The 21837-nt window shown below is 42.7% G+C and carries 19 protein-coding genes, 1 other RNA gene, 1 pseudogene and 1 other annotated feature; of the genes and pseudogenes, 1 reads left to right on the top strand and 20 read right to left on the bottom strand.

The window, feature by feature from the left end:
• Nucleotides 1–53: 53 nt before the first annotated feature.
• The 15 genes from LH47_RS15290 to LH47_RS09465 form a co-directional block, all read right to left on the bottom strand.
• Complete coding sequence (locus tag LH47_RS15290) at nucleotides 54–194, bottom strand: YrzQ family protein (RefSeq protein ID WP_080730253.1); 141 nt, start codon at nucleotides 192–194, stop codon at nucleotides 54–56.
• A 10-nt stretch (nucleotides 195–204) separates the two neighbouring features.
• Nucleotides 205–396, bottom strand: coding sequence for a hypothetical protein (locus LH47_RS09525; RefSeq protein ID WP_021093919.1), 192 nt, complete (start codon nucleotides 394–396; stop codon nucleotides 205–207).
• Nucleotides 397–497: 101 nt separating this feature from the next.
• Entirely contained in the window at nucleotides 498–2852 is a 2355-nt protein-coding gene (gene recD2, locus LH47_RS09520) for an SF1B family DNA helicase RecD2 (protein ID WP_043966904.1), read from the bottom strand.
• Nucleotides 2853–2862: 10 nt separating this feature from the next.
• On the bottom strand, nucleotides 2863–3519 hold the full coding sequence (locus LH47_RS09515) for a tetratricopeptide repeat protein (protein ID WP_043966902.1): 657 nt from the start codon (nucleotides 3517–3519) through the stop codon (nucleotides 2863–2865).
• Between the two features lie 62 nt (nucleotides 3520–3581).
• On the bottom strand, nucleotides 3582–4679 hold the full coding sequence (gene mnmA / locus LH47_RS09510; RefSeq protein ID WP_043966900.1) for a tRNA 2-thiouridine(34) synthase MnmA: 1098 nt from the start codon (nucleotides 4677–4679) through the stop codon (nucleotides 3582–3584).
• A 14-nt stretch (nucleotides 4680–4693) separates the two neighbouring features.
• The gene (locus LH47_RS09505) at nucleotides 4694–5839 is read right to left on the bottom strand and encodes a cysteine desulfurase family protein (RefSeq protein ID WP_043966897.1); all 1146 of its coding nucleotides are present in this window, start codon (nucleotides 5837–5839) and stop codon (nucleotides 4694–4696) included.
• A 15-nt stretch (nucleotides 5840–5854) separates the two neighbouring features.
• Nucleotides 5855–6271 carry a cysteine metabolism transcriptional regulator CymR gene (gene cymR / locus LH47_RS09500; protein ID WP_043966912.1) on the bottom strand — a complete coding sequence of 139 codons (417 nt, stop codon included), beginning with the start codon at nucleotides 6269–6271 and terminating at the stop codon, nucleotides 5855–5857.
• A gap of 73 nt (nucleotides 6272–6344) precedes the next feature.
• Nucleotides 6345–7625: a replication-associated recombination protein A gene (locus tag LH47_RS09495; protein ID WP_043966896.1), complete on the bottom strand. Its 1281-nt coding sequence runs from the start codon at nucleotides 7623–7625 to the stop codon at nucleotides 6345–6347.
• A gap of 8 nt (nucleotides 7626–7633) precedes the next feature.
• Nucleotides 7634–8443, bottom strand: coding sequence for a TetR/AcrR family transcriptional regulator (locus tag LH47_RS09490; RefSeq protein WP_043966894.1), 810 nt, complete (start codon nucleotides 8441–8443; stop codon nucleotides 7634–7636).
• 79 nt (nucleotides 8444–8522) lie between these two features.
• Nucleotides 8523–11582, bottom strand: a complete 3060-nt coding sequence (locus tag LH47_RS09485) for an efflux RND transporter permease subunit (protein ID WP_043966892.1) — start codon at nucleotides 11580–11582, stop codon at nucleotides 8523–8525.
• 144 nt (nucleotides 11583–11726) lie between these two features.
• Nucleotides 11727–12491, bottom strand: coding sequence for a tRNA threonylcarbamoyladenosine dehydratase (locus LH47_RS09480; RefSeq protein WP_043966890.1), 765 nt, complete (start codon nucleotides 12489–12491; stop codon nucleotides 11727–11729).
• A 112-nt stretch (nucleotides 12492–12603) separates the two neighbouring features.
• Nucleotides 12604–12796, bottom strand: a non-coding RNA gene (gene ssrS / locus LH47_RS15285) — 6S RNA.
• A 50-nt stretch (nucleotides 12797–12846) separates the two neighbouring features.
• Nucleotides 12847–14625: an aspartate--tRNA ligase gene (gene aspS / locus LH47_RS09475; RefSeq protein ID WP_043966888.1), complete on the bottom strand. Its 1779-nt coding sequence runs from the start codon at nucleotides 14623–14625 to the stop codon at nucleotides 12847–12849.
• Between the two features lie 11 nt (nucleotides 14626–14636).
• Entirely contained in the window at nucleotides 14637–15908 is a 1272-nt protein-coding gene (hisS, locus tag LH47_RS09470; protein ID WP_043966886.1) for a histidine--tRNA ligase, read from the bottom strand.
• Nucleotides 15909–15960: 52 nt separating this feature from the next.
• Nucleotides 15961–16190 (bottom strand) — a binding site (T-box leader).
• A 52-nt stretch (nucleotides 16191–16242) separates the two neighbouring features.
• Nucleotides 16243–17514: an N-acetylmuramoyl-L-alanine amidase gene (locus LH47_RS09465; protein WP_043966884.1), complete on the bottom strand. Its 1272-nt coding sequence runs from the start codon at nucleotides 17512–17514 to the stop codon at nucleotides 16243–16245.
• 131 nt (nucleotides 17515–17645) lie between these two features.
• Here LH47_RS09465 and LH47_RS16455 point away from each other — a divergent pair, with 131 nt between their 5' ends.
• Entirely contained in the window at nucleotides 17646–17819 is a 174-nt protein-coding gene (locus LH47_RS16455; RefSeq protein ID WP_043966882.1) for a hypothetical protein, read from the top strand.
• A gap of 35 nt (nucleotides 17820–17854) precedes the next feature.
• Here LH47_RS16455 and dtd read toward each other — a convergent pair whose 3' ends face one another.
• The 5 genes and pseudogenes from dtd to LH47_RS15280 form a co-directional block, all read right to left on the bottom strand.
• Nucleotides 17855–18295, bottom strand: coding sequence for a D-aminoacyl-tRNA deacylase (dtd, locus tag LH47_RS09455; RefSeq protein ID WP_021093907.1), 441 nt, complete (start codon nucleotides 18293–18295; stop codon nucleotides 17855–17857).
• A 14-nt stretch (nucleotides 18296–18309) separates the two neighbouring features.
• Nucleotides 18310–20508, bottom strand: coding sequence for a RelA/SpoT family protein (locus LH47_RS09450; RefSeq protein ID WP_043966880.1), 2199 nt, complete (start codon nucleotides 20506–20508; stop codon nucleotides 18310–18312).
• 106 nt (nucleotides 20509–20614) lie between these two features.
• Nucleotides 20615–21127, bottom strand: a complete 513-nt coding sequence (locus tag LH47_RS09445; protein WP_003396235.1) for an adenine phosphoribosyltransferase — start codon at nucleotides 21125–21127, stop codon at nucleotides 20615–20617.
• Nucleotides 21093–21581, bottom strand: coding sequence for a single-stranded-DNA-specific exonuclease C-terminal domain-containing protein (locus LH47_RS09440; protein WP_235341098.1), 489 nt, complete (start codon nucleotides 21579–21581; stop codon nucleotides 21093–21095). Before LH47_RS09440 ends, LH47_RS09445 begins: the two co-directional genes overlap by 35 nt.
• A gap of 110 nt (nucleotides 21582–21691) precedes the next feature.
• A pseudogene (locus tag LH47_RS15280) lies at nucleotides 21692–21837 on the bottom strand (UPF0236 family protein); the annotation flags it as partial.

The raw sequence follows: 21837 nt of genomic DNA, 5'->3' as shown, positions 1-21837 counted from the left end.
GAAGGATGTTATACAAAAAACCGACAACCTCAGATGAGATTGCCGGTTTTTCGTTACATAAATGGACGCAACATTTGTTTGCCGACTTTTCGCATGTTGCGCATGTTCATGCCACCGTTTCGTTGCGCTAATTGATACGCGGCTACTCCTGCACCGATCGCAATTAAAGAAGCGATTGTTCGATTCATCGTCATTCTCCTTTCATTACGAAAACAAGGTTCGTTCTTGTTCACTAAACAAATCATCAAGCGAGCTGAGCGTCCCGTCTTCTTCAACTTGGTGCGTATAAATCATTCCTTTTTGAACGGTTAGCTCAATAAAACAGTTCCAACAATAATACTGATTAACACCGATTTTCCCTAAATCTTTACTTTGACAATTCGGACACTTTAACATAAAAGGACACGCTCCTTTTTATTTTTTCTTCTATCTTTGTCATTTTTTTACGTAAACATACGTCACGGAAAGAAGGAGCGTGCCAATATGTGTGTCCGTCATTATGTTACGTCATTTTCCATAAAGTCATACGGGGTAACACCTTCCATTCCGATGTTTGCATCTTCCATCGGAAGTAGTTGTTGTTCTGGTGAAATAGTAGCGATTAATTTTTCGTATAATGTCGTCTGTCTCGTTCCGTCTTCTGTTCGCATCACCCCGAGTTGGAACGCTTCTTCTTCACCGCATAAAATTAAATATTGCTTACTGCGCGTAATGGCTGTGTATAGTAAATTCCGCCGAAGCATACGATAATAGCTTTTTACAACGGGCAAAATGACGATCGGAAATTCACTTCCTTGTGATTTATGAATCGAACAACAATATGCGTGCGTAATTTGATGTAATTCTTGTTTTGGGTATGTCACTTCATTCCCATCAAATGAAACGACAACAAGGTCTTGTTTTTCTACATTTTCGTTTGCGTAAAAAATGGCAACGATCTCACCAATGTCGCCGTTAAATACGTTTTCATCTGGCTGATTGACGAGTTGCAACACTTTGTCACCAACGCGATAAACGACATCGCCAAAAACGAGTTCACGTTTACTGTCGCATTTCGGATTAAATAGTTGTTGAAGCGTCTCGTTAAGCCGATCAATTCCCGCGTGGCCGCGATACATCGGCGCAAGCACTTGCACATCTTTTGCGCGATATCCTTTTTGCTTCGCATTTTCAGCTACTTTTTTTACGACGTCAACGACTTGTCCGCTCGTACAACGAATAAACGAACGATCTTTTTGTGGGACCGTCAAATCGTGAGGAACGTTTCCATCTTTAATTGCATGGGCAAGCGAAATAATCGATGAACCTTCCGCTTGCCGATAAATGTCTGTTAGCCGAACGGTCGGAATGACGTTTGCGCGAAGCAAATCTTTTAATACTTGTCCTGGACCGACAGAAGGCAATTGGTCTTCGTCGCCAACGAAAATGACTTGCATCGTAGCTGGGACAGACTTTAACAACTGATTTGCTAACCACGTATCAACCATCGACATTTCATCAACGATTAACAGTTTTCCGCAAATCGGCTCATCTTCTCCCCGCTGAAATCCGTCTCCGCTCCAACCGAGCAAACGGTGAATCGTCATCGCAGGCAAGCCTGTCGATTCCGTCATGCGCTTCGCTGCACGTCCTGTTGGAGCAACAAGCAAAATAGGAAATGGCTCGTCCGTATCATAGCTCGTCGGATCAAGCGATAGCCCATGCAATTTCGCAAACAAATGAACGATGCCGTTAATGACCGTCGTTTTTCCTGTGCCCGGTCCGCCCGTTAAAATAAATAAAGGGGAACAAAGTGCTTGTTGAATCGCTTCTTTTTGCTTCCGCGAGTATTGAATGTTTTCCTCTTCTTCCCATTCCCCAAGCGCAAGTAAAAATTCAGCTTCAGAACATGTGAACGTGTCCGTTTGTTTAAGCAGTCGCTTGATGTTTGACACAATACCTTTTTCGGCAAAGTATAGCGAAGGGATATAAAAGCGATCTTCTTCGGCGATTAACTTCCCTTCTTCAGATAAATGAACGATTTCGCGGGAAATACAACCGACATCGACAAGCTCTTGACGTTTCGCTTCTAGTAGTTGTTTCACTTCCGTAAGCAGTTGTTCATACGTCATGTAGACGTGCCCTTCTTGTATGCAATGTTGCTCGATAACATACAAACAACCTGCGCGAATGCGATCAGGATGATTGCCCGAAATGCCAAGTTGCAAGCCGAGATCGTCCGCGCGGCCGAATCCGATCCCTTCAACGTCTTCTACAAGCTGATACGGATTCGTGCGAATGATTTGTAACGTTTCATCTTTGTACACTTGATAAATTTTCATCGATAACTGCGGGCCAAATCCGAATTGCGACAAAGCGATCATGATTTGTTCTAATCCTTCATGTTCGCGCAACGTTTCATACAGTTGCTTCGCTTTTGCCTTTGTCAGTTTCGGTACGTTTGCGAGCACATCGGGGTCTTCTAATATTTTAGAAATGGCTCTCTCGCCTAACGTTTCGACGATGGCGGTTGCTGTTTTTTTCCCGATTCCTTTAAACATGCCACCTGATAAATATTGAATGACTCCTTCTTTTGTTTCAGGAAACTCTTTCCGAAAATGCTCGACAACATATTGTTTCCCAAAGCGTGGATGTTCTTTAAATGAGCCGAAAAACGTATATGTGTCATACTCTCCGAGCAAAGGGAAATAGCCTGTTACAACAACGTCTTTTTCTATATGCGTTTCATTTGTCTCTTCCACGCGTACACGAATGACAGAATATAAATTGTCTTCGTTATGAAAAATCGTGCCAATATGGACGCCTTTAATAAACGATCGTCCGTCTAGATCTAGCTGTTGTTGCAACTCCATCCCCCCTCTTTTATTGCAACGCGCGTTCCATTAGCTTTTTCCCGTGTCCTGCAAGTAAATGATCTGGTTGAATAGCAAGCGCTTGTTCGAACATCTCATGGGCTGTTTTTGGATCGTCTTTGTATGCGTAGGCGACACCTAAATTGTAGTAAGCATCAGCATGTTGATTGTTTAATTGCACAGTGCGTTCAAAATAAATCATCGCCTCATCGACAAACTGCAGTTGTGCTAAACAAAGCCCAAGTTGAAACGTCGCTTCCACATCGCGCTCGTTTAGTTCTACCGCCCGTTGTAAATACGGCATCGCTAAGCGGGGTTGCTCTAAGTACATGAGCGACATACCGAGCATAAAAAATACATCGCTATCTGTTAACCCCGCTTGAATGGCACGTTCAAATTCCTCTTTCGCACGTTCGAACTGTTGCTTGTTGTAATAAATAGATCCGAGTCCGTAATACGCTGTCGCTGCTTTTTCATCAAGTTCAAGCGCTTTTTTAAAAAAACGGATCGCTTTTTCTTCTTCACCAACCGCTGCCAACACGTTCCCAAAATTAATGTAGCCAACAGGATCGTTCGGTTTTTGTTCAATTGCTTCATGAAAACATTTGACCGCTTCTTCATATTTACGTTGCTGCATATATTGAATGCCTTGTGCGTTGTAATCCATCTACCTCACCTCATATGCATATTATAACAAAAAAACCTTCAACTCGTCTGTTGAGTTGAAGGTTAGCCAACGTATGTGAGTCGGTTGCCGTCGCGAAATACTTGATCAATCGTACCGCCACCGAGACATTGTTCACCGTGATAGAACACAACTGCTTGTCCCGGCGTCACTGCGCGCACGCGTTGGCTAAATGATACACGCGCTGTCGTCTCATCAATCATTTCTACAGTAACCGGCACATCTGGTTGACGATAACGGAATTTCGCCGTACATGAAATGGATTCGTGCGGCTTTCGATCACTTATCCAATTGACATTCGTTGCAATAATAGCATCGGAATAAAGCAATTCGTTATCAAATCCTTGTGCTACGTACAACACGTTTTCTTTCAAATTTTTCCCGACAACAAACCAAGGCTCTCCGCTTCCGCCAATGCCAAGCCCGTGGCGCTGTCCGATCGTATAATACATAAGCCCATCATGCGTACCTTTTATTTCTCCATCGAGCGTTTGCATCTTGCCCGGTTGTGCAGGCAAATAATTGCTCAAAAACTGCTTAAAATTGCGTTCACCGATAAAACAAATGCCTGTGCTATCTTTTTTCCCTGCTGTTGCAAGCCCCGCCTCTTTCGCTATTTCACGCACTTGCGATTTTTGCAATTCCCCGATCGGAAACAGCACTTTCGACAATTGCGCTTGTCCGAGTTGATTTAAAAAGTACGTTTGATCTTTATTTGCATCTAACCCGCGCAACAATTGATATTCACCATCGCGATAAGCGACGCGCGCATAATGTCCTGTCGCTAAATAGTCAGCTCCAAGCGCCATCGCATGTTCTAAAAATGCTTTAAATTTAATTTCTTTATTGCACATCACATCTGGATTCGGTGTACGTCCCGCTTTATATTCATCTAAAAAGTACGTAAATACTTTCTCCCAATATTGCTTTTCGAAGTTCACCGCATAATACGGAATACCAATTTGGTTGCATACACGTACGACATCTTCGTAATCTTCCGTCGCTGTACATACCCCGTTTTCATCTGTATCATCCCAGTTTTTCATGAAAATGCCGATGACGTCGTATCCTTGTTGTTTTAACAGTAGCGCTGCGACAGATGAATCGACACCACCAGACATTCCAACAACTACCCTTGCCATTCATCTCCCTCCTTTCATGATTTTGTTAGTCGCTTCACAATTTTTACAATGTCATATGCTGCTCGTTCTACTTGTTCCAACGTATTTCCATATCCAAAACTAAAACGAACAGATGAGCGAATGCGCTCCGACTCATTTCCGTACATCGCTACTAACACGTGCGACGGATCAATCGAGCCCGCTGTGCACGCCGAGCCGCTTGATGCGGCAATGCCTGCTAAGTCCAAATTGACAAGCAACGCTTCGACATTCGTTCCGAAAAACGAAACATTTAACACGTGTGGCAAGCGACATGTTTCATGACCATTTATTGCGTAATGAATCCCTTCTTGCGCAAACGTTGTTAACATGACTTTTTGAAACTGTTCATATAACGCTCGTTTTTCGGCCATCGTTTGTTGAGCAAGCTCTGCCGCTTTTTGCAATCCGACAATACCGGGTACGTTTTCTGTTCCCGCACGCCGTTTTCGTTCCTGTTCTCCTCCGTATATGTGCGGGGCAAGACGGACGCCTTCACGCGCATATAAAAAGCCGACTCCTTTTGGTCCGTTAATTTTATGGCTAGATACGGAAAGTAAATCAATACCAAGTTCACGAACGTCAATTGGAACTAAACCGTACGCTTGAACCGCATCCGTATGAAAATAAGCACCATGGTTACGAAGCAATTGACCGATGTCATGAATCGGCTGCAAAACGCCGGTTTCATTGTTGCCAAACATCACAGATACGATCATCGTATCATCGCGCAAAGCGCTTTTTAGCTGTTCAACAGAAATGATTCCATGTTCATCAACAGGTAAATACGTCACATCAAATCCTTGTTTTTGTAAATATTTGCACGTATTTAGTACGGCGTGGTGCTCGACAGACGTTGTAATAATATGGCGACCTTTATCGCGATTCGCCATCGCTACACCCACCAACGCTAAATTATCCGCTTCTGTTCCGCCGCTTGTAAAAATGATTTCGTTTGTTTTTGCCCCAATTGTTTTCGCGATTGTCTCCCTCGCTTCATCAAGCGCACGTCGACTTTCACGGCCGAACGAATGAATGCTTGATGGATTTCCAAAATATGTCGTCATATACGGAATCATTGCCTCAACGACTTGTGGATGAACAGGAGACGTCGCTGCATGATCGAAATAAATGCGCTCCAAATATATTCTCCTTTCTTAAATGTAAAACATATATGCGCCACCGTGATCGTCAGTATGGCTTGCTAAATCTTCAAGGGTCGTGCTATCTAACACTTCTTTTACCGCATCGCGAATGCGCATCCATAATTCACGCTTCGCTGGTTCTTCGTCTTCTAGCTCTTCAACGACTTGCAACGGACCTTCTAATACACGAATGACATCGCCTGCTGTAATTTTCGACGGTTCATTTGCTAAAATGTAGCCACCATACGCGCCGCGAATGCTTTTTACTAAACCAGCGTTTCGCAATGGGGAAATGAGTTGTTCTAAATAATGTTCCGATAAATTGTTCATTTGAGCAATCGACTTTAACGAAATCGGCCCCTCTCCATAACGCTTAGCCAATTCAATCATAATCGTTAAGCCGTATCGACCTTTCGTAGATATTTTCAAACGAATCATCCCCTTATTTACTATCAAAAGAAACACAAGCCATTATAACATAAAAGTGCGGAACAAAGGAACGTTACTGTTTTTTTCGCTCATTGAGCCGCTCATAGACGGAAGCAAGCTGCTTTTCTTCTCCGTTTCGTTTCGGTTCATAATATTGCACACCGACTAAATCATCTGGCAAGTATTGTTGTGCCACCCAACTGTACGGATAATCGTGTGGATATTTATACCCTATTCCGCGTCCAAGATGTTTCGCTCCCGCATAGTGAGCGTCTTGCAGATGAAGCGGAATCGACTGCCCTTTTCCGCTTCGCACATCCGCAAGCGCTTGATCTATTGCTTCATATGCGCTATTTGATTTCGGTGATAAACACATTTCAATCGTCACAACGGAAAGAGGAATGCGCGCTTCTGGCATCCCGAGACGCTCCGCTGCTTCAATCGCGCTCATTACTTTTACGCCGATCAATGAGTTTGCTAATCCGATATCTTCATAAGCAATGACAGCTAAGCGACGGCAAACAGCAGTCACGTCCCCTCCTTCAAGAAGCCGAGCTAAATAATGAAGCGCCGCATCTACATCACTACCTCGCACGCTTTTTTGAAAAGCAGATAACAAAGAATAATAGGTATCCCCTTGTTTATCATACGTCAACGCCATTTTTTCTACACAAAACGAAACGGTATGTGTATCAACAATGGCACTCTGATCGCCTTGTTTCGTTGCATATACCGCTTCTTCTAAAATCGTTAATGCCATGCGCGCATCCCCGTTCGCTCCTTCGGCAATGATGGAAAGCGCCTCGTCGCTAATGTCAATATGCCAATTTCCTAATCCGCGTTCACGATCGGTTAAAGCGCGGTGCAGTAATTCGATCGTTTTCTCTTTTGTTAATGGTTGTAATTGTTTAATCTGCCCTAAGCGGCTTCGAACAGCTGGGTTAATCGAATGAAACGGGTTTTCTGTCGTCGCCCCAATGAGCGTAATAAGTCCGTTTTCGACATGCGGCAATAAATAATCTTGCTGCGCTTTTGTAAACCGATGAATTTCATCAATAAATAAAATAACGTTCCCTTCAAAACGAGCATCTGCCACAATTTCTTCGATTTCTTTTTTCCCTGCCGTCGTTGCATTTAACGCATAAAACGGGCGTTTCATCGTTCCAGCAATCGCATAAGCGAGCGATGTTTTACCGACGCCCGGCTGTCCGTAAAGTAACAGGGATGGAACATATCCATTTTTAATCATTCGATATAATGCTGTATGTGAACCGATGACATCGTCTTGTCCGACGACTTCGTCGATTGTGCGAGGACGCATACGATAGGCAAGCGGTTCTTGAGCAAACACTATTTTTCACCTCACAACGCGAGCGCCGCACGTAAGGCAGGAACGAACTGACGCATGTCGCTTTGTTGTAAATATAAAAGAAACGCTTCAACAATCGCTTTTCTCGGTTCATCTCGCTCCATTTCTTCTTTCAATTGTTTCAACAAATCCATCGTATGATCATCGCGTGCTTCTTCAATCATCTCATCAATGAGGGCAAGTGCGCGCGCTTTTTCTGCTTTTGCATCGTGGCGAATGAGCGGCATGTCGTGCTGTAAACTATCGACAAGCGCATCCAGTCGCTCCATTAAAAAGGGAGCTAAACGTTGAAAAGGAAACGACTGTTTTTCAAACAAAGCAAAAAATAAATATTCTTTTAACATCCCATTTAACATAATGGCGCAATCAAGCACAAATGGACGAATACGCTCCCCGTACATATCGATGAATGACTGAATGTACCAATCAAACAAATGAGAACGGATGCGCAAAACGAGCGCATGAACGTCTTCACTTACTTTTTGCGCATGGTCCCCCATATGCATTTGCACAATCTCTTTATGTTTTTCAAACGCTTCAATTTGTAAAGAAAGTTGTTTTAAAAATTTTTCTCTTGCCGTCAGCGAACGATCTGAAGCGATGCGCGCGAATTGTTGGAACAACTGATCGTAATGATATTGAAAAATCGACAAAACAATTTCTTCTTTTGACTTAAAGTAGTTGTATAGCGACCCTTTCGCCAAACGACTATGTTCAGCAATTTCTTGCATCGATGTCGCGTGATACCCTTTTTCCGCAAATAGTTTCATCGCGACTTCAATAATTTGCTCTTTTCTGCTCATGCGGCCTCATCCTTATTGTTCATTTCTCATTTCATTATAACATGACAGGCTGACCGAATTTCAGCCAGCCTGTCATCAATTATGCTTGTCGTTCTTTTTTCGCTTGACGGAAGAAAAACAGTTCATACACAACAGGAACGAGAATTAACGTCAGCAATGTAGATGATGTCAATCCGCCGATTACCGTAATCGCTAATCCTTTAGAAATGAGCGTTCCTGATGATTTCGTGAGCGCAAGCGGAATAAGCGCAGCAACCGTTGCAAATGCTGTCATTAAAATTGGGCGTAGCCGCGTTTTTCCTGCTTCAATGAGCGCGTGACGAATCGTCATTCCTTTTTGCTCACGATTTTGTCCGATGCGGTCAACGAGAACGATCGCGTTTGTTGTGACAATTCCAATGAGCATGAGTAAACCGATCATGACGCTGACAGACATCGGTTCATTTGCGATAAATAAACCGAGCAAAGAACCAATTGGGACGAATATGAGCGACGATAAAATGATGAACGGAATACGCGCTTTTCCAAACGTAATGAGCATTGTAATATATACAAGCCCAATCGCAACAGCCATCGCTAAGCCAAGTTGCTGGAACGTTTCGACCGTTTCATCGCTTCCACCGCCACCTTCAAGTGAGACGTCTTTTGGTAACTGTACGTCTTTTTTCACGCCATTGATGACGTCTTGTGTGACTTTTTGAATGTTATCGCCTACGATTTGAGCAGAAACGCGAGCAAACACTTTTCCATCTAGTTTTTGAATCGATGTAAACGTATCTACTTCTTTTACGTCTGCTAACTGTTTTACTGGAACAGGGCCAAACTTTGTGAAAATAAGCGTTTTTTCTAGCTCTTCCATCGATGTCATTTGTTCGTCATATGACAATTGAACCATCCGCTCTTCATCGTCGAGTTTTAACGTTCCAACTTGCACCGGACGAGTTTGATCAGCGATCGTGCCGAGAATTTGGAAGCCAGAAACTCCGTATTGTGCTGCTTTTTGCGGATCAATGTTTACGATCACTTGCTTTTGTTTATCTGCAAAGTTGTTTGTAACATATTTTAAATCGTCACGCTTTTTCAAATAAAGCTCTACATCTTTCGCTGCTTGTTGTAACGCTGTTAAGTTTGTCGAGTATAAGTCAATGTTCACGTTATTGTTCGACGGCGGTCCACCCGATTGCAATTCTTGGACGCCAACTTTCGCTGCTTTTACTTCAGCTTGGGCAATGTCTTCCATTTCTTTTTCAAGCTCTTTAATAAATTGAGAAACGTTTACGTTTTCTTCTAACGTAATGAAATAGTTCGCTTGATTTTTTCGTTTTAATCCGCTTCGGAAGTCGCGCGTACCGATTCCAGCTGTCACTTCTTTAATTTCTTTCTTTTCATCAAACATTTTCTCGATTTGGAGCGACACTTCATTCGTTTTTTCTAACGGCGTCGAAGAAGGAAGCTCAATGGCAGCAATGAGCGTTTTTTGTTCTTCGTTTGGAATAAATGTAAAGCCTAACTTCGGCACAATAGCAAACGAACTACCGAGCAGTAAAACAGACAGGAATAACACCGTTTTTTTATGATCAAGCGCCCATTCAATCGCTTTTCCGTAAGCTCGTTGCAATGCTCCTTCTTTTTCTTCTGGCGGTACCTTTTTAAACGAGAACTTCGCTAAAATCGGAACGATCGTAATGGCAACAACAAGCGACATTAAAAGCGAAAATACGATCGTTAACGCAAATGGTAGGAAAAACTCACCTGTTACACCGCCAACAAGACCGAGCGGTAAAAAGACAACGACTGTCGTAATGGTCGATGATGTAATCGCCTTTAAAATTTCTTTTGTTGAATCTTGGACAAGTTCATCTGTCATCCCTGTCTTTGACTTACGAACGCGGCGGAAAATGTTTTCGATAACGACGATGCTATCGTCAACGACACGTCCGACAGCAACTGCCATTCCACCGAGCGTCATAATGTTTAAAGAAATATCCATTCGTTGTAAGAAAATTGATGCCACTAAGAGCGAAAGCGGAATGGAAATGATTGCGATAATCGTTGCACGCACGTTTCGTAAAAAGACGAGCACCGCGATAGATGCAAACAATGCCCCAAGCAATCCTTCACGCACAAGCGTTTCAACTGACTTTTTAATTCCCTCTGCTGAATCAAATCCGATTGCATAATCGATTTTGTCTTTATATTTGTCAAGCACGTTTAGCACTTTTTCTGCCACTTCAACCGTATTGGCATCTTGCTTTTTTGTAATGGCCATCGACAGTGCAGCGTTTAAATTGTAGCGCGTGATTTCTCCTTGTTCTGTGACAGGTTCAATCGTCGCGACATCTTTTAATGTAATCGTTGTCGGTGCTTCTTGCCCGCTTGCCGGCGCACCTGGCGATGCATTCATGATCGGAGAAGATAATGGTAAATTTTCAAGCTGTTTTATCGTTTCAATTTTTTGTTGAACGCGAATCGGAATTTGTACCGTTTCTGTTTGAACGTTTCCAGCTGGGAATGCTAAAAACTTTTCGTTAATTTGTTCTTTAATTTGCGTTAAGCTTAAGCCATATTGCAACGCTTTTTGTTTGTCTACTGTAATTTGAATTAATTTTTCTTCCATTCCACCGACGGAAATGGAGTTAATTCCGTTAATTTTTTTAAGTTCTGGAATAATTGTCTCATCTAAAAGCTGCTGTGCATTCGTATCTCCTTTAGCAAATACAGAAATGTTATAAATCGGGAACGTACCGAACGAGAAACGATTCACTTTCGTCTGCACGTTTTCTGGTAAATTTGCTTCTTTGACAAGCGATTCAACTTGTCGTTCTACTTCTTCCATATCTGTGTTAAATGGAAATTCTAAATTCACGATGGCGATGCTTTCAAATGACGAACTTTGAATCTTCTTTACTCCCTCAATTGCTTTAAATTTTTCTTCTAACTTCGCCGTCACTTGCTCATTCATATCTTCTGGTGAAGCACCCGGATAAATGACTTCCACAGACAATTGTGGAAACTCAATATTTGGAAGCAAATCCACTTTTAAAGAAGAAAATGAATACAGTCCGCCTAGTATAAGTAAAAATGAAATGATGAACACGGCGACTGCGTTTTTTAAACTAAACCTTGTTAAAAAGTTCATCCCGCTCTTCCTTTCTTTCTTGAAATATGACCGATTGGTCGTTTTATTACGACCGAACAGTCACACTTTCACTATAATGCAATTCTGTTTCATTTGCAACTAATAATGTGCGATAGGAAAAGCGCAAAGGATTTCCCCTTGCGCTTACTGTTGATCAACACGTTGAATCGGGATGTCTTTTAATAATTGTTGCACGACATGTGCCGCCATAATGAGACCAGCGACAGATGGAACGAACGCATTCGATGACGGCGGCATTTTTGCCTTACGAATCGTCGCTTCATCGTTTCCTACTTCTTTTCGCACATCTTCGCGAATGACGATTGGACTTTCATCTGAAAAAACAACCGTAATACCTTTTTTAATTCCTTCTTTTCGTAATTTTGTACGAATGACTTTCGCAATCGGATCTGTATGCGTTTTTGAAATATCAGCAATACGGAAACGAGTCGGATCCATTTTATTTGCTGCTCCCATACTTGAAATGATCGGAATGTTGCGTTCTAAACATTGTTTCATTAAATGAATTTTATATGAAATCGTATCCGATGCATCGATGACATAGTCAATGTCATACGAAAAAATTTGTTCATATGTCTCTTCTGTATAAAACATTTTTAACGCAATCACTTCGCACGCTGGGTTAATGTCAGCGATCCGCTCTTTCATCACTTCCACTTTCGGACGTCCAACAGTGGATAACAACGCATGAATTTGCCGATTGACATTTGTAATGTCAATATCGTCTTTATCGATTAAAATGAGGCGCCCGACCCCTGAACGAGCTAGCGCTTCTACTGCAAACGATCCGACACCGCCAATGCCGAGAACGGCAACTGTACTTTCCCTTAATCGTTTCAACCCTTCTTTCCCGATTGCTAATTCGTTACGAGAAAATTGATGTAACATGTTGTTCCTCCCATATGTAAGTATTTCAATCGGATATACATGCATTATGGCACAAAAAAAGCCCCAACGTAAAGCATGTTCTTTACGTTAAGGCTTTATTCGTTTTTGTTTCTTAAGTCCCAATCGTGCCGTCGCTGATGGCCTTTGTTTTGAACCCGCTCTCTCACAGGTGGGTGCCCTGTTTCAAGCTTATGTACGTCCTCTCTATGTAAATGAGGCATGTACGCCACCTAAAAACCCGGGCTCCCGTATCACACATTGTTCGGTCAAAACAATAGGTGATACGACAAACACATCAGGACTTGTTGTTATTTGTATGTTAGCACACTTTAAACGGTTTTGCAACGTTACAAATTTAGTCTACTTTTTGAACGTCTTTGACGCGCAGATGCAGTTCGTCTAGTTGTGCTTCGCTTACTGCGCTTGGCGCTTCTGTTAGCAAGCAGCTTGCGCTTGCTGTTTTCGGAAAGGCAATCGTATCGCGTAAGTTGGAACGGCCCGCAAGCAACATAACAAGTCGGTCCAATCCGAGCGCAATACCGCCATGCGGAGGAGTGCCGTATTCAAACGCCTCAAGCAAAAACCCAAACTGTTCACGCGCTTGTTCTTCAGTAAAGCCAAGCGTCTTAAACATTTTTTCTTGTATGTCGCGTTCAAAAATACGGAGCGATCCTCCACCTAACTCATACCCATTTAACACAAGATCGTATGCTTGTGCACGGACGCTTGCTGGATCTGTTTCAAATTTCGGCACATCTTCGCGTACAGGCATTGTAAACGGATGATGCGCTGCATAGTAACGACCTTCTTCCGCATCGTATTCAAAAAGTGGCCAATCTGTAATCCATAAGAAATGAAACGCGGATTCGTCAATCAACTTCAAATCTTTACCTAATTTTAAACGCAACGCGCCAAGCGAGTCTGCAACGACACATTTTTTATCCGCTACAAATAACAGCAAATCACCAATTTCTGCTTCAAGCGTTTGCATCATTTGTTTTTGCTCGCCTTCGTTAAAAAATTTCGCAATCGGCCCTTTTAATCCGTCATCTTCCACTTTCAACCATGCTAATCCTTTTGCCCCGTAGCGAGCCACATATTCCGTCAACGCATCAATGTCTTTGCGCGAATATTTATCCGCAGCTCCTTTCACGTTGATCGCTTTTACTTGTCCACCGTTTTGTACTGCGCTGGCGAACACTTTAAAGCCACAATCTTTCACTTGCTCAGATAAATCGATAAGCTCCAGTCCGAAACGCGTGTCTGGCTTGTCCGAACCGAAGCGTGCGATCGCCTCGTCATATGACATGCGCGGGAACGGAATAGGAATGTCGATCCCTTTTGCGATTTTCATGACGCGTGCCATCATTCTTTCAATCATGGCTAAAATATCGTCTTGACTCATAAACGATGTTTCAATATCGACTTGTGTAAATTCCGGTTGGCGATCGGCACGTAAATCTTCATCGCGGAAACAGCGGGCAATTTGATAGTACCGTTCAAAACCAGCTACCATTAATAATTGTTTAAAAATTTGAGGCGATTGTGGCAACGCATAAAACTCCCCTGGATGGACGCGACTCGGTACTAAATAGTCACGTGCTCCCTCTGGCGTGCTTTTCGTTAAAATTGGCGTTTCTACCTCTAAAAAGCCTTCTTCATCTAAAAAGTCGCGAATGGCTTTTGTCACTTGATGGCGCAATTGAAACGTTTGAAACATCACAGGGCGACGTAAATCTAAATAACGATATTTTAACCGAACATCTTCGGATACGTCCGTTTTATCTGAAATCGGAAACGGCGGTGTTTTCGCTTCACTTAAAATCGTTACGTGCGTCGCATGCACTTCGACTGTTCCTGTCGGCAAATTCGGATTGACTTGTCCTGCCTCGCGCTGAACGACTTTTCCTTCTACGTCTAACACGTATTCGCTACGAATCGTTTCCGCTACTTGCAATGACTCTTTCGATACATCTGGGCTAAATACAATTTGAACAATGCCTGTTCGATCTCGCAAATCAATGAAAATAAGTCCTCCTAAATCGCGACGTTTTTGCACCCATCCTTTTAAACGAACCGTTTGACCAATCGCTTGATCCGTTACTTCTCCACAATAATGCGTCCTTCCGAACATAATTTCCCCTCCTATTGCAATACGTTTTTCATGTGTGAAACAAATGTATGAAGTGATACTTCTTGCTGTTCTCCTGTTGCCATATGTTTGACGTTAATGACTCCTTTTTGAAGTTCATCTTCTCCTAAAATAGCAACGTATGTCGCATGTAAACGATCGGCTGCTTTCAGCTGTGCTTTTACTTTTCGATCTTGATAATCTTTTTCTGCCGCGATGCCTTCTTGACGAAGGGCAGCAACGAGAGCAACCGCCTCTTCTTTCGCTTGTTCCCCTAACGCAACAACGTAACAGTCGATTCCTTCTGAAATTGGTGGCGAAATACTTTCCGCTTCTAATGCTGCAAGCAAGCGCTCAATGCTTAGAGCAAATCCGATACCTGGCGTTTCAGGCCCGCCAATTTCTTGAACGAGACCGTTGTAGCGACCGCCTCCACATAGCGTCGTAATCGCGCCAAATCCTTCTGCCTCGCTCATAATTTCAAACGCGGTATGATTGTAATAATCTAAACCGCGCACAAGCCGCGGGTCGACTTCAAAGGGGATACCGAGCTTTTGTAAATACATTTGCACTTTTTCAAAATATGTGCGCGACTGTTCATTTAAGTAATCAAGAATAGACGGAGCCGTGCGCATCAGTTCGTGATTACGGTCTTTTTTACAGTCTAAAATGCGCATCGGGTTTTTATGTAACCGCGCTTGGCAATCATCGCAAAACTCATGAATGCGATGTTGGAAATGATCGATTAACGCTTGTCTGTGCGCCTTTCTACTTTCAACGTCACCTAAACTATTGATGACAAGTTTCAGCTTTTTCAATCCGAGTGTACGATATATGTCCATCGCTAAAGCGATGACTTCGGCATCAATGGCCGGATCGTTGCTTCCAAGCGCTTCGACGCCAAATTGAACGAACTGACGAAAGCGACCTGCTTGCGGACGCTCGTAACGAAACATCGGTCCCATGTAATAAAGTTTTACCGGCTGATTTGGATATCCGTACATTTTATTTTCAACAAATGAGCGAACGACCGCTGCTGTTCCTTCTGGACGAAGTGTCAAACTGCGACCGCCACGATCTTCAAATGTGTACATTTCTTTTTGAACAATATCCGTCGTATCGCCGACACCGCGTAAAAATAGTTCCGTATGTTCAAAAATAGGGGTGCGAATTTCTTGGTAATTGTAACGTCGACAAAGCTCGCGCGCAATTTGTTCAATATACTGCCATTTTGCTGCTTGTTCTGGCAATATATCTTGCGTCCCGCGCGGAATTTGAAATGACATATATTTCCCTCCTTCAGTTTTTATGCAAATAAAAATCTCCCACCCCTAATAAATTAGGGACGAGAGACGAATTCCCGTGGTGCCACCCTAGTTGAAGCGCATGCTTCCACTTTGATCCGATAACGCCCGGAAAGCGTTCTCTCCTACTAACGATCGCGCGTTCAAAGAGAAACCTACGGAGTGTTCGTTCGTTAAGTCATCATGGAGAAATGCTTCCAGCCTACGGCATTTCCTCTCTGGCCATGTGTACTCTTAACTACTTTTCTCCATCATCGGCGAGATGTTGAATTTTCTTTTATATTACGTACGAACAAACCATTTGTCAAGATGACCGTTATTTTCCGAAGTAGCGAACCAATCCGTTACAAATCGCCTCTGTCATGGCTTGTTGATATGTTGGCGACACAACGAACATCTCTTCACTCGGATTGCTTAAATAACCAAGCTCTAGCAAAACAGAGGGGCGGCTATTTTCACGCAACACATGATAATTCCCTAAACGAACTCCGCGTTGTTGAATGCCTGTTAATCGACTGAGGGGATCAAAAAGCGCATCCGCAAGCGAACGGTCGATTTTCTTATAGTAATATACCGTTAAACCGCTGGCGGTACGGTTTAATGCGCTATCGTAATGAATGCTAACGAACGCATCAGCTTTATTTGTTCCAGCTATTTGTACTCGCTTACTTAACGATAAAAACCGATCGTTTTCTCGCGTTAAAATGACATTAGCGCCCGTTTGTTTTAACTTTTCACTTAGCAACAATGCGGTTTGTAACGTTAACATTTTTTCGACCGTTCCATTCACACCTGTCGCACCGTAATCTTTACCACCATGCCCGGCATCAATGACAATCGTTTTCCCTACAATCGCGTGCGGTTGAGAAGGAGACGGTTGGTTACTTACTTGAACGATCCATTCTGCTACATACCCAATCGTTTGATGATCAACTTGGATAACATACCATTGCCCTTCTTTGCGAATGACCGAAAACTGATCGCCGCGCTTCGCTTTTATAATGACAGGAGATTGCGTCGAAGGAGCGGAACGAATATTTGTATTGTTGTATAACATCTGGACATATGTATGTTGTTCATTATTTTGTTGGTTATTTTGTTCATTTAGCTCAACATTCGCTACATATGACCGATGTACCCAACCTTCTTTTCCGTCCCAACGTACGTACACCCACTCCCCTTGGGCGATCGTTGCCATTCCTTTTTCATTGCGATTGACATATCCGATGACCGAAAAAGTCGTACCCGGACCTTTTCGAATTCGCAAACCGTCCACTTGACAGACGACAAGTTGTTGTATTTGTTTTTTCGTTTCATTCGGTTTATTTTGTATTTGAACATATTTTCCATGCACCCAGCCAGTTCGGTTCGATGCGAGCCGAATTTGTAGCCATTCGCCTCGCTTTTGGACGACAGCATATTGCTTTCCTTTTGCTACTTTTTCTTGCACCGCAAACGTCAATCCTGGACCGGTGCGGACGTTCAATCGGTCAACAACGATGCGCACGTTCATTGCTGCTGATGCTGTTTGAACGATCAGCAACAAACAACAAAAAATAAACAATGACGCGATAAGCGATTTTTTCATGTTGCAAATCCTCCTACGTTGTCAATAGTCGCTACTTTATTTCTTCATAAACAAAAAAAATCCTTCTTTGAATGGAAAGGTAGAAAAATTGGGAATAATACGAACGACATTGACACGAAAGGAGATTTGTCATGCGCCATAGTGAAAAAGGAGAGTTTATTCATTCACAATCCCCACTTATGCACGTTGATTTTCACGCATTTATTCAAAAAGAAAACGAGCTCACATCGTTTGAACTCGCTTCTGAATTCGGACTCACTCTTCGTGACGTACAAAAACTTAAAAAACATTTAGCGCGAGGATAAAAAAAACCGAGCTCGTCCACATGCGAGCACGGTTTTTATTTACTTTCGACAATGAGCGTCACCGGTCCGACGTTCGTTAACGTCACATCCATCATCGCACCAAATACGCCTGTTTCCACACGAATCCCTTTTTGACGCAGTTGCTCATTCAACGCTTCATACATCTGTTTCGCATGTTCCGGTCTAGCTGCATCCATAAAGTTTGGTCTTCTTCCTTTCCGACAGTCCCCGTACAGCGTGAATTGCGAGATGGATAAAATTGACCCACCAACATCTAAAAGCGACACGTTCATTTTTCCATGCTCATCTTCAAATATGCGCAAATGAGCAATTTTGTCTGCAACAAACGCCGCATCTTCCTCTGTATCATCATGAGTAATACCAACTAGCAACACAAGCCCAAAATCAATTTCCCCGACGACTTCGCCAGCTACTGTGACCTTTGCATCTTTTGCGCGCTGAACGACAACTCTCATTCCGACAACCCTTTCTAGTTCATTATCCGTCTCACTGAATAAATATCTGGAATTTGTTTAATGCGCTCAACAACTTTTTGTAAATGGCTTACGTTATGAATAAAAATCGTCATATGAATCGTCGCCATTTTATTTCGATGATCTGTTCTTCCAGATACAGCGGAAATATTCGTTTTTGTTTCATTTACAGCTTGTAATACTTCATTAAGCAAGCCGCGTCGATCGTAACCAGTAATTTCGATATCGACTGTATATTCTCGTTGACAATTTGCACTGCTCTCCCATTGAACAGGAATGAGCCGCTCTTTTGCTTCTTCTGCAAGTACATTCGGACAATCCGCACGATGCACGGAAACGCCACGACCTTTTGTAATAAAACCGATAATTTCATCGCCTGGAACCGGATTGCAACAGCGCGACAAACGAATGAGCAAATTGTCCACACCTTCGACGCATACACCAAAATCGCGCTTTTTCATCGGTGCAATCGTTTTTGCTTCTTGTAGCATGTCCGACAGGCGTTTCGCTTGCTCTTCTAAATCGCGTTGTTTGCGCCATTTTTCTGTTAAGCGGTGAGCCACTTGAGCAGCGGTAATGCCGTTATATCCGACAGCAGCATACATGTCTTCTTCGCTGGCGAAATTAAATTTTTCCGCAACACGTTTCGTGTTTTCTGTAGTAAGCACTTCTTTTATATCAAAACCCATGTTGCGAATTTCTTTTTCAACGAGTTCTTTTCCTTTTTCAACATTTTCTTCGCGGCGTTGCTTTTTGAAAAATTGTCGAATTTTATTTTTTGCATGCGACGTTTGCGCAATTTTTAACCAGTCTTGACTTGGACCGTATGAATGGTTAGACGTTAAAATTTCAACAATATCCCCCGTTTGAAGCGGATGATCGAGCGGCACCATTTTTCCGTTTACTTTCGCCCCGATCGTTTTGTTTCCGATTTCTGAATGAATGCGGTATGCAAAGTCAATCGGCACCGAACCGGCTGGAAGTTCAATGACGTCCCCTTTTGGTGTAAAAACGAACACCATGTCGGAAAATAAATCCATCTTCAACGTCTCTACAAACTCTTCGGCGTTGTTCGTCTCGTTTTGCCATTCGACAATTTCGCGAAACCATGATAGTTTTTCTTCAAACGTATTTGGACGAATCGTCTTTCCTTCTTTGTATGCCCAATGCGCAGCAATCCCAAATTCCGCAATATGATGCATCTCAAACGTCCGAATTTGCACTTCAAGCGGCTCGCCTTTTGGGCCGACAACCGTCGTATGAAGCGATTGATACATATTCGGCTTCGGCATGGCAATATAATCTTTAAAGCGCCCTGGCATCGGCTTCCAACATGTATGAATGATGCCAAGAACCGCATAACAGTCTTTAATGCTTTCAACGATAATACGCACAGCAAGCAAATCATAAATTTCGTTAAATTGTTTATTTTGCAAAACCATTTTTCGATAAATGCTATAAATATGTTTCGGACGTCCAGAAATTTCAGCTTGAATGTCGACTTCGTTCAACCGTTCACGCATTTCTCGAATGACTTCTTCTAAATATTGCTCACGTTCTGCACGCTTCTTTTTCATCAAGTTGACAATTCGATAATATTGTTGCGGATTTAAATAGCGAAGCGCTGTATCTTCGAGCTCCCATTTAATTTTTGAAATTCCGAGACGATGCGCAAGCGGTGCGAAAATTTCCAGCGTCTCATTGGCGATACGGCGCTGCTTTTCCAACGGCAAATGTTTTAACGTGCGCATATTGTGCAAACGGTCCGCTAACTTAATTAAAATCACCCGTATATCTTGCGCCATTGCTAAAAACATTTTTCGATGGTTTTCCGCCTGTTGTTCTTCATGTGATTTATATTTAATTTTCCCAAGCTTCGTCACACCATCAACGAGCATCGCTACTTCTTTGCCAAACTCTTTTTCTAAATCTTCCTTCGTCACAGCTGTATCTTCAACAACATCATGTAAAAATCCCGCCGCAATTGTTGCAGGATCCATTTCCAAATCGACTAAAATACCCGCCACTTGAATTGGATGAATAATGTACGGTTCTCCAGATTTCCGATATTGCTCGCGATGCGCTTCCTTTGCAAACTCATATGCTCGCTCGATAAACTGTACGTCGTCTTTCGACAAATAACGGCTCGCCTTTTCAATGACTTGTTCCGCCGTTAATACTTGTTCGTTTGCCATGCAATCACCTTTTTTATTTTAAACGTATTGACAATATTATCATGAAAATTTTTTTAAATGTAAAGAGCAACGATGTGAAAAAGAGGAGCGTTCTGCCCCTCCTTCCTTAAAATTGCATTAACGTTAAAATATCGTATCCTTTTAACTTCTCGCGACCTTCTAAATACGTTAATTCAATTAAAAACGCAATACCTGCGACGACGCCGCCAAGTTGTTCAACGAGCTTAATCGTTGCTTCAATCGTTCCACCTGTCGCTAATAAATCGTCTGTAATAAGAACGCGTTGCCCCGGCTTAATCGCGTCTTTATGCATCGTTAATACGTCCTTGCCGTACTCTAGGCCATATTCCACACGAATGACTTCGCGAGGTAATTTTCCTTCTTTCCGAACAGGAACAAATCCAACACCGAGCGCGTAAGCAACCGGACAGCCGATAATAAATCCGCGCGCCTCTGGTCCAACGACGACATCAATTTTCTTTTCTCGTGCATAATTGACGATTTGATCCGTCGCGTATTTATATACTTCCCCTTTATCCATAATCGTTGTAATATCTTTAAATTGAATACCTGGTTTTGGGAAATCAGGAACAATCGTGACGTATTGTTTTAAATCCATTGACTTTTTCCTCCTCATACAATGAATCAAACCAACGTTTTAGTTGGGTATAAGATGAATATAAAAACATATGTTCAAGCTCTGCTTGCGCTTGTTTCAGCCGGTAAGACGGTGATTCCGTTAAATCCCGCTTTTGTACATCACGTGCTAAAGAAACGATCCCGTTTTCGACTGTAATGAAACCAAGCTCTCTAAACACTTGAATCATAAACAAAATTGTTTCTTTCGTCCATCCGCGCGAGCGAGCTAAATCGTCTGCGTAACGCCGCACATCAAACGGGCTACGCTTATGCAAAAAAGAATACAGCCACTTAAAATGTTCGCGCGTTGGCAACATGCTGAAGAAGTGACTCTCCCTTTGATAGAATAACGCATAAATGCGTTCAGGTAAACTACAACTTAATAAAACTTTAGAGTCAGTCAAGACTTTGTGGAGAACATTTTTTCGGTTCACTACGGGTGTTGTCAATCACTAGTTAGCGAACCATTTTCAGGAATTGATATCGTAAGCGCTTTTGGACTCTCATCCCTCATCTTGAAGTGATGATATTGTATTCCATTTTTTTACACCCAACCAAAATCCCGAAGCGCCGACAACGCTTGATGGATCGGCGTCCCGGATGACCGCTGCAGACACGGTAGATTCTGACGCACCACATCTGCCCACAACCGTCCTGCCTTCCGTTTGGCCTGTTCAACCCGCTTGGACT

Source organism: Anoxybacillus thermarum (genome assembly GCF_000836725.1).
In the GTDB taxonomy this organism is placed as follows: Bacteria; Bacillota; Bacilli; order Bacillales; family Anoxybacillaceae; genus Anoxybacillus; species Anoxybacillus thermarum.
The sequence above is the reverse complement of the archived record's forward strand: the minus strand, read 5'-3'. Positions and strand labels throughout refer to the sequence as shown.

What these genes read in the sequence shown, in the direction of transcription:
- LH47_RS15290 (WP_080730253.1), bottom strand. Translation starts at nt 194, where the DNA reads ATGACGATGAATCGAACAATCGCTTCTTTAATTGCGATCGGTGCAGGA.
- LH47_RS09525 (WP_021093919.1), bottom strand. Translation starts at nt 396, where the DNA reads ATGTTAAAGTGTCCGAATTGTCAAAGTAAAGATTTAGGGAAAATCGGT.
- recD2 (WP_043966904.1), bottom strand. Translation starts at nt 2,852, where the DNA reads ATGGAGTTGCAACAACAGCTAGATCTAGACGGACGATCGTTTATTAAA.
- LH47_RS09515 (WP_043966902.1), bottom strand. Translation starts at nt 3,519, where the DNA reads ATGGATTACAACGCACAAGGCATTCAATATATGCAGCAACGTAAATAT.
- mnmA (WP_043966900.1), bottom strand. Translation starts at nt 4,679, where the DNA reads ATGGCAAGGGTAGTTGTTGGAATGTCTGGTGGTGTCGATTCATCTGTC.
- LH47_RS09490 (WP_043966894.1), bottom strand. Translation starts at nt 8,443, where the DNA reads ATGAGCAGAAAAGAGCAAATTATTGAAGTCGCGATGAAACTATTTGCG.
- LH47_RS09485 (WP_043966892.1), bottom strand. Translation starts at nt 11,582, where the DNA reads ATGAACTTTTTAACAAGGTTTAGTTTAAAAAACGCAGTCGCCGTGTTC.
- LH47_RS09480 (WP_043966890.1), bottom strand. Translation starts at nt 12,491, where the DNA reads ATGTTACATCAATTTTCTCGTAACGAATTAGCAATCGGGAAAGAAGGG.
- aspS (WP_043966888.1), bottom strand. Translation starts at nt 14,625, where the DNA reads ATGTTCGGAAGGACGCATTATTGTGGAGAAGTAACGGATCAAGCGATT.
- hisS (WP_043966886.1), bottom strand. Translation starts at nt 15,908, where the DNA reads ATGTCATTTCAAATTCCGCGCGGGACGCAAGATATATTGCCAGAACAA.
- LH47_RS09465 (WP_043966884.1), bottom strand. Translation starts at nt 17,514, where the DNA reads ATGAAAAAATCGCTTATCGCGTCATTGTTTATTTTTTGTTGTTTGTTG.
- LH47_RS16455 (WP_043966882.1), top strand. Translation starts at nt 17,646, where the DNA reads ATGCGCCATAGTGAAAAAGGAGAGTTTATTCATTCACAATCCCCACTT.
- dtd (WP_021093907.1), bottom strand. Translation starts at nt 18,295, where the DNA reads ATGAGAGTTGTCGTTCAGCGCGCAAAAGATGCAAAGGTCACAGTAGCT.
- LH47_RS09450 (WP_043966880.1), bottom strand. Translation starts at nt 20,508, where the DNA reads ATGGCAAACGAACAAGTATTAACGGCGGAACAAGTCATTGAAAAGGCG.
- LH47_RS09445 (WP_003396235.1), bottom strand. Translation starts at nt 21,127, where the DNA reads ATGGATTTAAAACAATACGTCACGATTGTTCCTGATTTCCCAAAACCA.